Annotated in this window: 10 protein-coding genes; 5 read left to right on the forward strand and 5 right to left on the reverse strand. The window is 70.1% G+C overall.

Annotated elements, in window-relative coordinates; translation table 11 throughout:
• Both ACTHK2_RS08095 and ACTHK2_RS08100 read right to left on the reverse strand, forming a co-directional pair.
• A partial coding sequence (locus ACTHK2_RS08095) for a serine/threonine-protein kinase (RefSeq protein WP_440245195.1) occupies positions 1-1198 on the reverse strand: 1198 nt, incomplete at its 3' end.
• The gene (locus ACTHK2_RS08100; RefSeq protein WP_440245196.1) at positions 1195-1782 is read right to left on the reverse strand and encodes an ECF-type sigma factor; all 588 of its coding nucleotides are present in this window, start codon (positions 1780-1782) and stop codon (positions 1195-1197) included. The genes ACTHK2_RS08100 and ACTHK2_RS08095, both read right to left, overlap by 4 nt.
• Before the next feature lie 133 nt (positions 1783-1915).
• Between ACTHK2_RS08100 and ACTHK2_RS08105 the strand changes: the two genes are divergently transcribed.
• Together ACTHK2_RS08105 and ACTHK2_RS08110 are read left to right on the forward strand one after the other, a co-directional pair.
• Complete coding sequence (locus ACTHK2_RS08105; protein ID WP_440245197.1) at positions 1916-3445, forward strand: hypothetical protein; 1530 nt, start codon at positions 1916-1918, stop codon at positions 3443-3445.
• Positions 3446-3758: 313 nt separating this feature from the next.
• A complete protein-coding gene (locus ACTHK2_RS08110) occupies positions 3759-4472 on the forward strand; it encodes a CsgG/HfaB family protein (RefSeq protein ID WP_440245198.1) in 714 nt (237 codons plus the stop codon).
• Positions 4473-4858: 386 nt separating this feature from the next.
• On the opposite strand, the gene ACTHK2_RS08115 is transcribed toward ACTHK2_RS08110, so the two are convergent.
• From ACTHK2_RS08115 to ACTHK2_RS08125, 3 genes are all read right to left on the reverse strand, one after another.
• Positions 4859-6508 carry a pseudouridine synthase gene (locus ACTHK2_RS08115; protein WP_440245199.1) on the reverse strand — a complete coding sequence of 550 codons (1650 nt, stop codon included), beginning with the start codon at positions 6506-6508 and terminating at the stop codon, positions 4859-4861.
• A complete protein-coding gene (scpB, locus tag ACTHK2_RS08120) occupies positions 6505-7278 on the reverse strand; it encodes an SMC-Scp complex subunit ScpB (protein WP_440245200.1) in 774 nt (257 codons plus the stop codon). Before scpB ends, ACTHK2_RS08115 begins: the two co-directional genes overlap by 4 nt.
• Before the next feature lie 64 nt (positions 7279-7342).
• A complete protein-coding gene (locus tag ACTHK2_RS08125) occupies positions 7343-8245 on the reverse strand; it encodes a segregation and condensation protein A (protein WP_440245201.1) in 903 nt (300 codons plus the stop codon).
• A gap of 353 nt (positions 8246-8598) precedes the next feature.
• On the opposite strand from ACTHK2_RS08125, the gene ACTHK2_RS08130 reads away from it, so the two are divergent.
• The 3 genes from ACTHK2_RS08130 to smc all read left to right on the forward strand — a co-directional run bounded on the left by ACTHK2_RS08130 (position 8599) and on the right by smc (position 12728).
• Positions 8599-8898 (forward strand): YciI family protein, encoded by a 300-nt coding sequence (locus ACTHK2_RS08130; protein WP_440245202.1) that lies wholly within the window; start codon positions 8599-8601, stop codon positions 8896-8898.
• Positions 8895-9164, forward strand: a complete 270-nt coding sequence (locus ACTHK2_RS08135; RefSeq protein ID WP_440245203.1) for a BolA family protein — start codon at positions 8895-8897, stop codon at positions 9162-9164. Before ACTHK2_RS08130 ends, ACTHK2_RS08135 begins: the two co-directional genes overlap by 4 nt.
• 63 nt (positions 9165-9227) lie before the next feature.
• The gene (gene smc, locus ACTHK2_RS08140; protein WP_440245204.1) at positions 9228-12728 is read left to right on the forward strand and encodes a chromosome segregation protein SMC; all 3501 of its coding nucleotides are present in this window, start codon (positions 9228-9230) and stop codon (positions 12726-12728) included.

Genomic DNA, 12728 nt, shown 5'->3' on the forward strand with positions numbered 1-12728 from the left:
CGCTGTTCGGGGTGGCCGACTGCTGCGGCGCGTGCGCTTGGGCGCGCAGCGCGCGATCGCGTTGGTTGGCGAGGCGCCAGGTGAACCAGGCGGCCAGCGCGATCGCCGCGAGGCCGGCCGCGGTGGCGAGGCGGTGCCGGCTCACGAACTTGGCGAGGCGGTAGTGCAGGCGGTCCGGTGCGGCGTGCACGGGCCGGCCGCGCAGGAAACGCGTGATGTCGTCGGCGAGCGCGGACGCGGACACGTAGCGTCGTTCCGGTTCGACGTGCGTGGCCTTGGCGACGATGAGGTCGAGCTCGGGCGGCAGGCGGCGTTTCGCCACGCGACTCGGCGGTGGCAGGCGCCCGGTGTCGTCGCGCGTCGGTACGCTCTCGCTGATCACTTCGTGGAGCAGCAACCCGAGCCCGTGCACATCGGTCGCCGTGCTCACCGGGTGGCCCTTGCGCTGCTCGGGACTCGCGTAGGCGGGGGTGAACCAGGGCAGGCCGGTCTGCTGTGCAGTGCCGCCGGTTTCGCCGAGGAGCTTGGCGATGCCGAAGTCGAGCAGCACCGGCTCGCCGTCGGTGCGCACGAGCACGTTCGCGGGCTTGAGGTCGCGGTGGATGACCAGGCGCTGATGCGCGTACTGCACGGCGCTGCAGATCTTCAGCAGCAGTTGCAGACGCTCGCGCAGCGGCAGGTCGCGCGAACGGCAGAACTCGTGCAGCGGCACGCCGTCGACGTATTCCATCACGAGGTAGGGCTGGCCATCGGCGGTGGTACCGCCGTCGAGCAGGCGCGCGATGTGCGGATGGCTGAGGTCGGCGAGGATCTGCCGCTCTCGGCGCATGCGTTCGGTCGACTCGCGCGTCGGCAGGCCGCGCAGCAGCTTGATCGCGACGCGCTGGTCGAAGTGCTGGTCGACGCGTTCGGCGAGGAACACCGTGCCCATGCCGCCGCTGCCGATTTCGCCGATGAGGCGGTACGGCCCGAGCTGGCGGCCGCTGGGCGGCGTCGTCGCCACGCGCGCGGCGGCCTCGCGCAGCTGGCGCGTGATGCCGTCCTCGCCACCGTTCTCGGCGGCGACGAGCGCGAGCGCCTCGGCGCGCAGGTCCGGATCGGGCTCGATCTCGGCCAGCCACGCTTCGCGCGCGGCAGCCGGCCGCTCGAGCAGGCCTTCGAACAGCGCCTGCAGGCGTTCCCAGCGCGCGTCGCTCATGCGGCGAGCTTCTGCTTGAGCCATGCGCGCGCGAAGCGGAGTTCGCGGTCCACCGTCGGCACCGAAACGCCGATGACTTCGGCGATCTCCTCGCGCTTGAGGCCGAGCAGGTAGTTGAGTTCGATCACCTCGCACTTGCGCGAATCGAGTTCGCGCAGTGCCGCGAGCGCTTCTTCGAGCGCGAACGCTTCGCCCTCGTCGTGCTGGCCCGGCGCATCGTCGGCGGCGGACAAGGTCACGTGGATTTCGCCGCCGCCGCGGCGCTCCGCTCCGCGCGAGCGGGCGGCGTCGACGAGGATGCGGCGCATCGCGACGCTGACCACGCCGTAGAAATGCCGGCGATCCTGCCAGGCGACGTCGGCATTCATGAGGCGCAGGAACAGCTCGTGCGCGAGTTCGGTCGGCTGCAAGGTCATGCGTCCGCCGAACTGGCGCAGGTGCTTGCCGGCGATCGCCCGGACCTGGGCGTAGACGAGTTCGGTCAGGCGTTCGGCCGCGGATGCGTCGCCGCCGTTCCACGCGTGCAGCAGGCGCGTGACCGCCTGCTGGTCCTGTCCGTCGCTCGCTGCGTAGGGTTCGTTCATGCGTCTTTCCGCACGTCGCCTGCGGCCGATGATAGGAAATCTTCCGCCCGCCCGTACTGATCCGTGACTGCCGCTGCAATCCGGCGACCCGCCGGGCCGGAGCGGCCACTGAATCCGAAACGGGAGATGAAAGATGAAGTGTACTCGCAACCGAATCACGAGCGATCCGTTCGTGCCCGGCGATTCCTGTGCCGACCGCGCGAAGAGCGCGTCCATTGCACGTTCCGGCGCGCTCGCGCGTCGCTTCGGCGCGACCGTGCTCGCGTTCGCCTGCTCGGCGGGCAGCGCGTTCGCGGCCCATCCAGGCGACGTCGATACCGGCTTCGGCCAGGGCGGGTTCGTCGTCAACGACTTCTTCGGCACCGACGAGCAGCTCTATGCGATCGCGCCGATGCGCGACGGCCGCTTCGTCGCGACCGGCAAGGTGGTCGGCGCGAACGCGAACGGCAGCGGCGGCAGCGAGAACGTCGCCGTCGCGCGCTACCTGCCCAACGGCGCGCTCGACGACAGCTTCGGCGGCGGCGGCCTGTTCCAGCTCGACGTCGATGCCGCTTCCGACGAGGGGCGGGCGGTGCGCGTGCTCTCCGACGGCAGCGTGCTCGTCGGCGGCACGCTGTCGACCGCATCGCATTCGGACTATGGCGTCGTCAAGCTGCGTCGCGACGGCTCGCTCGACACGACCTTCGGCGAAGCCGATGCGGGCAATGCGCGCAAGGGTTACGTGCGCCTCGACATCGGTGGCCCGACCGTGCACGACAACCCGTACGCGATGGCGGTGCAGCGCAACGGCAAGATCATCCTCGCGGGCATCACGCGCGTGTTCCACGACGGCTTCTGGTACGGCCAGGTCGCGGTCGCGCGCTTCACCGCCGATGGCGTGCTCGACACGACGTTCGCGGGCGGGCAGGGCTACGTCGTGCTCGCGCCGTTCTTCGGTGCGGCGGGCGACATGCTCACCACGATCGCGCTCGACCAGGCCGGCAATCTCGGTGCCGACGACCGCATCGTCCTCGGCGGCTACACGCCCGGCCGCAACACCGCGTTCCTCGCCCGGCTCACCGCCGAAGGCGCGGTCGACACGTCGTTCAACACGACCGGCCGGGTGACCTTCCAGGCCGCGACCAGCAGCGGCGTGTCGAGCGGCCTGTACATGCTCGCAGCGGCGCGCCTGACGAGGGAGGGTCGCATCGTCGTCGTCGGCGAAGGCAACGATCGCGGCATGGCGGTGATGCGCTTCAACGCGAACGGTTCGCTCGACACGGCGTTCGGCCAGAACGGTCGCTCGCTGATCAAGTTCAGCGGCGGCGCGGACGAGGACATCGCCACTGCGCTCGCGCTGCAGGGCAACGGCAAGATCGTCGCCGCGGGTTCGGCCACCAACCGCGCGACCGGCGCGGCGCACCAGGACTTCTTCGTCGGCCGCTGGAACGCCGACGGCAGCGTCGACACCTCGTTCGGCGACCAGGGCCTCAAGGTCGCGCAAGTGTCGACCGTCGAGGACGGCGCCTACGCCGTCGCGGTGGAGATCTCCGGCGACATCCTCGCCGGCGGCTACACCTCGCGCCCGAACGTCGCGCCGCAGGACTTCGCGCTGCTGCGCCTGTTCGGCGATCCGGACCGGATCTTCGCCAACGGCTTCGACCCGCCGCCGGGCTTCCTCTGAGCCTCCGCCCGCCGCCGGGCGGGCATCGCTCGCGATTTCCCCCGGCCGTCCCGCCTGCGCGTTCTCCCCGCCGCGCAGTCAACGGGATGGCCGTTTCTTTGCCAGGCGTCGCCTGTATCACGCCTCGTGCGTGAACCAGTTCCGCCCCGGCCCGACGAATGTGTCCGAGGTGGCGCCGAAAACCGTTTGCTAGAATGTCTCCAATCGTTACGGCGACGCGGGCGACCGGCAGTGGAAGGGCCGGTGCCCATGCCTGTCTCTGGGCGGCCTGCTGAACGGGGGCATCGGGGTTCCATCCATGGGAGTGAGAGAGATGAGCAAGTCGTTTTGTGCGGTCCTGCTTTCGCTGGCCGGCGTGTTCGCCGGCGGCGCCGCGTTCGCGGCCAACAAGCCGGCGATCGGCGTCGCCGAGTTCAAGAACGAGTCGGGAGCCGGCTGGTGGCGCGGCGGCGTGGGCTGGGAGTTGTCGGGCATGTTGTCGAACGAGCTGTCGAGCACGGGCGACTTCCGCGTCGTCGAGCGCTCCAAGCTCGAGAAGGTGCTCGAGGAACAGAACCTCGCCGCCTCGGGCCGCGTGCGCTCGGGCACGGGCGCGAAGATGGGCCAGGTCACCGGCGCGGACTACCTCGTGTTCGGCACCGTCACCGCGTACGAGGAAAACACCGCCAGCACCGGCGGCGGCCTCAGCTTCAAGGGCATTTCGCTCGGCGGCAAGAAGTCCGAGGCGTACATCCGCATCGACGTGCGCGTGGTCAATGCGACCACGGGTGAAGTCGACTTCTCGCGCGCGATCGAAGGCCGCAGCTCCGGCGGCGGCGTCGCGGTCGGCGTGTATCGCGGCGGCTTCGGCGGCAACCTCGGCCACGAGCAGAACACCCCGGCCGGCAAGGCCATCGGCGCCGCCCTGGTCGAGATCAGCGACTACCTGGACTGCGTGATGGTCAAGCGTGGCAGCTGCGAGTCGGAGTTCGACGCGAAGGAACAGAAGCGCCGCGACAGCAACCGCAAGTCGCTCAAGCTCGATTGAGCGGCGCTGTTCGCGAAGAAGAAAGGCGGGCTTCGGCCCGCCTTTTTTTTTCGTTCCTCGCCGAGGTCAGGGAAAGGCCTCGCGTCCGGCGCGCATTGTTCATATCGTGTCGACATGCCATCCCGGACCGCCGCGTTGTCGGGTGGCCTCGCTCCACTACGCGAACATTGCGTCCAGAGCCCCATGGGGGTGGCCCAAGGCTTCCTTTGCCGCCGCGAGGCGTGGTGGCGAGGGTTCCGCTCGCCTCGGCGGCGAGCGGGTGTCTTCTCTTTGCGTGCCCAAAGAGAAGGCACCAGAAACGAAGAGCGGGATTCCGGCTTGTGCCGACTGACGAGAGAAGGCGCGACGCGGAGCTGCGCCGTGCGCGCCGGCGTGGAAGTGCCGCCTCAGCGCGAGCGCGGACCGCCGCGGCCGCCGCCGCGCCCGCGGTTGCCGCCGGGCGGGCGATTGCCGGGAGCCCGACTGCCCGGAGCTCGGTTGCCCGGTGCCCGATTGCCGCTGGGCGCGCGATTGCCCGACTCGTGGACCGAATTGCCGGGCGTGCCGCCGCCGCGACGCGGGCCGCCGTGGTGCGGGCGCGAATCGGGATGGCCGTAGGGCAGGTCATGCACCGACTTGCCGGGTGATCCACTGCGCTGCGGCCTTGGGCCGCGCCCCGGGTTCTGCGGCGCAGCGCGGTTGCCGTGGCGGTCGTCGCGACCTTGCGGGTGGAACTGGCCGGAGTGGTACGGCTGCTCCATGCCTGGGCGCGCGCCACGGCGCTTGCTACCGGGTTGTGCTTCCGGGAACCAACTGCGCAGCACCGCCGGGCTCAGGCCGGGTTCGGCCGCCCATGCAGCGCGCGGTGCGTCGTGGCCCGGGTTCTGGCCCTGGCCGCGACGCCCTTGGCCCTGGCGCTGGCCCTGGCCCTGCCGTTGTCCCGGGCCTTGGCCCTGCCGCTGAACCTGGCCCGGGCGCTGCCCCTGGCGCGGACCGCGTGCGGGGCGCTGCCCCTGCGTCTGCGCGTCCTGGGCGCCGGGGCGTCCCTTGCGGCCCGGGCCGCGCGCCTTGCGCGGCTTCGCCGCGGCGCCGCGCCAGCCGTCGTCGCGGATGCGGTCGAACGCAGCGAACTCGCGAGCCTCGTCCGAGCGCGCGCCGGTCCACGCCTGTTGCGCCTTCGGCATCGGCCGGAACTCGGTCGGCGCGGCACGGCGCTGCCCGATCACCGGGGCGAGCGTAAGGCGGGGTTCGGGCGTGCCGACGCCGCAGCGCTCGCGCAATGCGGCGACCTGCGCCGCGTCGAGTTCGGTCGATTGCCCGCGCAGCAGGCCGCGTGGCAGTTCGATGCTGCCATAGCGGATGCGCTTGAGGCGGCTGACCATGAGGCCCTGCGATTCCCACATGCGGCGCACTTCGCGATTGCGGCCCTCGCGCAGCACGACGCGGAACCACGAATGACTCGCGCCGCGGCTGATCACGCCGATCTCGTCGAAATGCGCGGGGCCGTCCTCGAGTTCGATTCCGGTGCGCAGGCGCTCGAGCACTTCATCGGGCACTTCGCCGTGCACGCGGCAGATGTATTCGCGCTCGATCTCCGAGCGCGGATGCATGAGCGTGTTGGCGAGGTCGCCGTCGGTGGTCAGCAGCAGCAGGCCGGTCGTGTTGATGTCGAGGCGGCCGACGGCGATCCAGCGTGCGCCCTTGAGCTGCGGCAGCTGCTCGAACACGGTCGCGCGGCCCTCGGGATCGTCGCGCGTGGCGACCACGCCGTCGGGCTTGTTGTAGAGCAGCACCTGCGCGTGTTCGGCGTTGTCGGCGACGACGACGAAGCGCTTGCCGTCCATTTCGACGCGATCACCGCTGCGCACGCTCTGGCCGAGTGTCGCGACGCCGCCGTTGAGCAGCACCTCGCCGGCTTCGATGCGTGCCTCGAGCATGCGGCGCGAGCCGAGCCCGGCATTGGCGAGCACCTTGTGCAGGCGTTCCTCGACGGCGGGTGCGTCGGCGGATTCGACCGGGCGTTTGAGCTTGAGGATGGAGCGGGCGGGGGTGGTCATGCGATGGATTCCGGGGTGTCTTCGTGCGCGTCGCCGGCGGTCGGCGTCTCGCGGTGGTCGTTGGAGGCCTCGTCGTCGGCCGCGGTGGGCCCGTCGACGTCTTCGGTGATGGATGGTTCTGCGACGTCCGCGTGTTCGCCTTGCGCGGTGTCGCCTGCCGTCTCGTCCGCGGCATCGTCGACGGCGACCCGTGCGGGGATCGGACCGCGCGGTTCGTCGAGCGCGAGCTGCGGGTCGAGCTCTTCGATGTCGCGGATCTCGCCGAGCGGCGGCAACTCGTCGAGCGATTTCAGGTTGAAGTAGTCGAGGAACTGCTTGGTGGTGCCGAACAGCGCCGGCTTGCCGGGCAGGTCGCGATAACCGACCACGCGCACCCACTCGCGTTCTTCGAGCGTGCGCACGATGTTGGTCGACACGGCGACGCCGCGGATCTGTTCGATTTCGGCACGCGTGATCGGCTGGCGATAGGCGATCAGCGACAGCGTCTCGAGCAGCGCGCGCGAGTAGCGCGTCTGGCGCTCCGACCAGAGGCGGCAGACATGCGCATGCACCTCGCTTCGTACCTGGTAGCGGAAGCCGGAGGCGACCTCGACGAGCTCGATGCCGCGCCCGTCGGCGTCGACCTTGAGCTCTTCGACCGCCCTGGCGAGATCCTCGTGCGAGGGCATCTCGAACTCGTCGAACAGGCCCGACATTTGCGGCAGCGACAATGGCTGCGCAGAGGCGAGCAGGGCGGCCTCGATGATGCGTTTGAGTGGCTGCAGTTCCATCAGTGCTGGAGTTCGTATGCCTGTCGGGTGCGGCCTCACGGCCACGTGGGATGCGGTGCTTGCGTCAGGACGCCTGCTGGCTCGGCTGCTCGCCGTCCGCCGCGCCGGCGGCGGTGCCGCCGGCGGTCGCGAGCGACTTCACGTAGATCGGCGCGAGCGATGCTTCCTGCACGATCTCGATGAGCTGTTCCTTGGCGAGTTCGAGCATGGCCAGAAAGGTGACGACGACGCCACGCCGTCCTTCGGTCGCGTCGAACAATTGCTCGAAGCGATGGAACTCGCCGTCACCGAGCGCGTTCAGCACGTCGCTCATGCGGCTGCGCACGTTGAGTGCCTCGCGCTGGATCGCATGATGGCCGTACAGGTCGGCCCGCTTCATGACGTCCTTGAGCGCGAGCAGCAGTTCGCGCAGTTCGACCGGCGGCGGCAGCCGGATCACGTTGCGGTCGTCGACGACGACGTGCGCCGGCACGAAGTCGCGATCCTGGCGCGGCAGCGCGTCGATGTCCTCGGCCGCCTTCTTGAAGCGTTCGTATTCCTGCAGGCGCCGGACCAGTTCGGCGCGCGGGTCTTCTTCGACGCCTTCCTCGGCCGGTGGCCGCGGCAGCAGCAGGCGCGACTTGATCTCGGCGAGGATCGCGGCCATGACGAGGTACTCGGCGGCGAGTTCGAGCTTCATCTCGCGCATCATCTCGATGTAGTCGACGTACTGACGCGTGATCTCGGCGATCGGGATGTCGAGAATGTCGAGGTTCTGCCGGCGGATCAGGTACAGCAGCAGGTCGAGCGGCCCTTCGAAGGCCTCCAGGATCACCTCGAGCGCGTCCGGCGGGATGTACAGGTCCTGCGGGATCTCCAGCACCGGCTGCCCACGCACGACCGCCAGCGGGATCTCCTGCTGCTGCGGCACCTGCGGGAACGTGCTGGCCGGTGTGTCTGGACTGGGCTGTTCGGCGGTCTGGTTCATGCTCGATCGATGATCCCGATTCCACGCCTTCCGGCGCCTCACGGCGCGGCGGGTCGTGCAACGATCACGGCGTGCGGCCGGGCGCGGACGCGGCGAGAAACCGCCGTCGGCGTGCAAGGCCTGCAACGAGGACGCCCGGTTCCTGCGGAATCCGGAGGTCGGTCATCCTAAAAAAGGTCGGGAGGTGGGCTGGAAACGCTCCGCGTCGGCGCGCGCGGGACTCCGCCCTCTCGATTCGCGCCTAGACTACGGGGAAAAGCGCCAATGCGCAAATGCCGCGACCGGGCCGGCTCGACGCCGAGACGCGCGATGCTTCGGCTAACATACGTTTTTGTCCGCAGGATGCCCCGTTCATGTGGTACGCGATCGTCGGCACCGACGTGCCCGATTCCCTCGCGCGCAGGCTGTCGGCGCGCCCGGCCCATCTGGAGCGCCTGAACAGGCTCCGTGAGGAAGGCCGGCTGCTGCTCGCCGGTCCCTTCCCGGCGATCGATGCGGAGGATCCGGGGCCGGCCGGCTTCGCCGGCAGCCTTATCGTCGCCGAATTCGCCGATCTCGCCACCGCGAGGGCCTGGGCCGACGCCGACCCGTACGTCGCGGCCGGGGTCTACGCCGAGGTCAGCGTGCGGCCGTTCCGCAAGGTGGCGCCTTGAGCGCGCGCGTCGACCGCATTCGTGAGCGCCTCGCCGCCGCGCTCGCGCCGCTCGCGCTCGACATCGAGGACGAGAGCCATCGCCACGCGGGGCATGCCGGTGCGCGCGACGGCCGCGGGCATTTCCGCGTGCGCGTCGTCAGCGCCGCGTTCCGCGGCCAGTTGCCGCTCGCGCGCCACCGCGCGGTCTACGCCGCGCTCGGCGAACTCATGCACACCGACATCCATGCGCTGGCGATCGACGCCCGCGCGCCGGAAGAAGCCTGAGCCGATCGCCCGCAAGCCCGCGGGCGGGGAGCCCGCGTCATGGATTTTCGAGGTAACCGCTAGATGCGTCTGACTACGATCAAACTGGCCGGATTCAAGTCGTTCGTCGACCCGACCACCTTGCACCTGCCGACCAACATGACCGGCGTCGTCGGTCCGAACGGCTGCGGCAAGTCCAACATCATCGATGCGATCCGCTGGGTGATGGGCGAGAGCGCGGCGAGCCGGTTGCGCGGCGACGCGCTCACCGACGTGATCTTCTCCGGTTCGACCGGGCGCAAGCCGGTCGGCAGCGCGATGGTGGAGCTGTTGTTCGACAATTCCGACGGCCTCATCGTCGGCGAGTACGCGGGCTACAACGAGATCTCGGTCAAGCGCGTGGTCAGCCGCGACGGCCAGTCGCAGTATTTCCTCAACGGCGTGCGCTGCCGCCGCCGCGACATCACCGACCTGTTCCTCGGCACCGGCCTCGGGCCGCGCAGCTACTCGATCATCGAGCAGGGCATGATCTCGGACATCGTCGAGTCCGACCCCGAACAACTGCGCAACCACCTCGAGGAAGCGGCCGGCATCTCCAAATACAAGGAGCGCCGCAAGGAGACCGAGAACCGCATCAAGGCGACGCGCGAGAACCTCGACCGCGTGCGTGACGTGCGCGACGAGGTCGACAAGCAGCTCGAACACCTCAAGCGCCAGGCGAAGACGGCCGAGCGCTGGCAGCAGCTCAAGGAAGAGCAGAAGAAGAAGGAGGCCGAGGTCAAGGCGCTGTCGCTGCGCGCCGCGCAGGCCGAGGTCGACGGCCAATCGGGTGCGCTGCGCAAGGCGGAGCTCGCGATCGAACAGCAGCTCGCCGAGCAACGCCACACCGAGGCCACGCTCGAGACCGGCCGCGAGAGGCACGCCGCGGCGGTCGAGCACATGAATGCGGTGCAGGCCGAGGTGTACAAGGTCGGCGCCGAGATCGCGCGCGTCGAACAGCAGATCCAGCACAGCAAGCAACTCGCCGAGCAGCTCGACCGCGCGCGTCACGAAACGGAACGGGCGCACGCCGAGCTCGCCGAGCACATCGAGACGGATCGCCAGCGTTTCGAGGAACTCGGCGCGCTGCTCGCCGACGCGACGCCGCAGCTCGACACCCTGCGCGAGGCCGACGAAGCGGCGGCCGAGGCGCTGCGTGCGAGCGAATTGCAACTGTCCGAATGGCAGGCGCAATGGGACCAGCACACGCTCGCGACCTCACAGGCGGCGCAAGCGGCCGAGGTCGAGCGCACGCGCCTGGACTACCTCGACAAGCAATGCCTCGCCGCCGACCAGCGGCGCGCCGCGCTCGAAGCCGAACGCGCCGCGGCGAACATCGACGAACTCGGCCAGGCGCTCGAGGCGCTCGATACCGAGCACGCGGCGCTGCGCGAACACGTCGAAACCCACACTGCGACGCTCGACGAGCGCCGCCACGCGGCAGAAGCCGCGCTCGAGCTCGAACGCACGACGCAGGCGATGCTGAGCGGCAAGCGCGGCGAACTCGAGAAGCTGCGCGGCCGCCTCGGCTCGCTCGAAGCCTTGCAGCATGCCGCGCTCGGCGAGGGTGGCGCGGCGAAGAGCTGGCTCGATGGCCTCGGCCTCGGCCAGGCGCGCCGCCTCGGCGAAGTGCTGCAGGTCGACGCCGGCTGGGAGCGCGCAGTCGAGACCGTGCTCGACGGCTGGCTCGAAGCCGTGCTCGTCGACGATCCGGCCGCGCTCGCGGACGAACTCGGCGCGCTGCGTGACGCCGACATCGCGCTCATCGGAGCACGCGAGGACGGCATGGCGGCGCCCGCGGGAACGCTCGCCGCGCACGTGCGTGGCCCGGCCGCCGCGCGCGCGCTGCTCGCGCGCGTGCACACCGCCGCGTCGCTCGGCGAAGCGCGAATGCAGGCGTCGGCGCTCGCCGCTGGCGAAGCGATCGTCACGGCCGAGGGCGAATGGTTCGGCCACGGCACCGTGCGCGTCCAGCGCGGCGCCGGCGCGCAGGTCGGCGTGCTCGCGCGCGAACGCGAGATCCGCGAGCTCGGCGAACGCATCGCCGCGCTCGAGGCCGAGATCGACGCGCTCGCCGATGCGCTCGAACGCGGCAAGGCGGAGCGCATCGACGCCGAGCGCGCGCGCGAGGACGCGCAGCGCGAGCTGTACACCGCGCATCGGCGCCTCGCCGAAGTCGGCGGCCAGCTGCAGAGCCAGCGCGGGCGCATCGACAGCGCGCAGGAACGCCTCGACCGCGTCGCGCGCGAACTCGAGGACGTCGTCGCAAAGCTCGACGCCGATCGCGAGCAGGCGCGCGAGGCGCGCGGCCGCCTCGAGACGGCGGTCGGCCACATGGGCGATCTCGAACAACGGCGCCAGGCGCTCGACGGCGAACGCCGCAAGCTGCTCGAGGCGCGCGAAGAGGCGCGCATGAATGCGCGCGACGCTCGTGATGCCGCGCACCAGGCGGCGCTCTCGACCGAGTCGCGCCGCACGGCTGCGGCCGCGCTCGAACAGTCGCTGCAGCGCATGCACGGGCAGCTCGCGCAACTGGAGATGCGGCGCAGCGAAATCGCCGCCCAGCTCGCCTCGAGCAACGACCCGCTCGCCGGACTCGAAGAGGAACGCCAGACCTATCTCAACCAGCGCCTGCTCGTCGATCGGCAGATGGTCGAGGCGCGCCAGGCGCAGCAGGAACAGGAAGCGGAATTGCGTCGCCTCGAACAGGAACGCCATCGCTTCGAAGCGGGTCTCGCCGAGCAGCGGGAGGAAGTCGCCCAGCTGCGCCTGCGCGAGCAGGAGCATCGCCTGCGCGCGCAGGCGCTCGCGGCCGCGATCGCCGAGGCGGGCTTCGACTACGACGCGCTCATCGCGACCTTGCCGGGCGAGGCCGATGCCGGGCAGTGGCAGGCGGAACTGGGCGATCTCGACCAGAAGATCCGCCGGCTCGAGCCAGTCAATCTCGCCGCGATCCAGGAATACGAGGAGCAGTCACAGCGCAAGACCTACCTCGACGCCCAGCTCACCGATCTCGGCACCGCGCTCGAAACGCTCGAGGGCGCGATCCGCAAGATCGACAAGGAGACGCGCGCACGATTCAAGGAGACCTTCGACCGCGTCAACGCGGGTGTGCAGGAGCTCTTCCCGCGCCTGTTCGGTGGCGGCCATGCGTACCTCGAACTCACGGGCGAGGACCTGCTCTCGACCGGGGTCGCGATCATGGCGCGGCCGCCGGGCAAGCGCGTGAGTTCGATCTCGCTGCTGTCGGGCGGCGAGAAGGCGATGACCGCGGTCGCGCTCGTGTTCGCGATCTTCCGGCTCAATCCCGCGCCGTTCTGCCTGCTCGACGAGGTCGACGCGCCGCTCGACGAGGCGAATGTCGGCCGCTTCTCCTCGCTCGTCTCGGAGATGAGCGAACAGGTGCAGTTCATCTTCGTCAGCCACAACAAGGCGACCATGGAGGCGGCGAAGCAGCTTTGCGGCGTGACGATGCGTGAACCCGGCGTGTCGCGCCTCGTGCAGGTGGACCTTGCCGAAGCGGCTAAACTCGCGGGCGCGGCCTGA

The sequence above is a fragment of the Dokdonella sp. genome (assembly GCF_051958935.1).
In the GTDB taxonomy this organism is placed as follows: Bacteria; Pseudomonadota; Gammaproteobacteria; order Xanthomonadales; family Rhodanobacteraceae; genus Dokdonella_A.

What these genes read in the sequence shown, in the direction of transcription:
- ACTHK2_RS08100 (WP_440245196.1), bottom strand. Translation starts at nt 1,782, where the DNA reads ATGAACGAACCCTACGCAGCGAGCGACGGACAGGACCAGCAGGCGGTC.
- ACTHK2_RS08105 (WP_440245197.1), top strand. Translation starts at nt 1,916, where the DNA reads ATGAAGTGTACTCGCAACCGAATCACGAGCGATCCGTTCGTGCCCGGC.
- ACTHK2_RS08110 (WP_440245198.1), top strand. Translation starts at nt 3,759, where the DNA reads ATGAGCAAGTCGTTTTGTGCGGTCCTGCTTTCGCTGGCCGGCGTGTTC.
- ACTHK2_RS08115 (WP_440245199.1), bottom strand. Translation starts at nt 6,508, where the DNA reads ATGACCACCCCCGCCCGCTCCATCCTCAAGCTCAAACGCCCGGTCGAA.
- scpB (WP_440245200.1), bottom strand. Translation starts at nt 7,278, where the DNA reads ATGGAACTGCAGCCACTCAAACGCATCATCGAGGCCGCCCTGCTCGCC.
- ACTHK2_RS08125 (WP_440245201.1), bottom strand. Translation starts at nt 8,245, where the DNA reads ATGAACCAGACCGCCGAACAGCCCAGTCCAGACACACCGGCCAGCACG.
- ACTHK2_RS08130 (WP_440245202.1), top strand. Translation starts at nt 8,599, where the DNA reads ATGTGGTACGCGATCGTCGGCACCGACGTGCCCGATTCCCTCGCGCGC.
- smc (WP_440245204.1), top strand. Translation starts at nt 9,228, where the DNA reads ATGCGTCTGACTACGATCAAACTGGCCGGATTCAAGTCGTTCGTCGAC.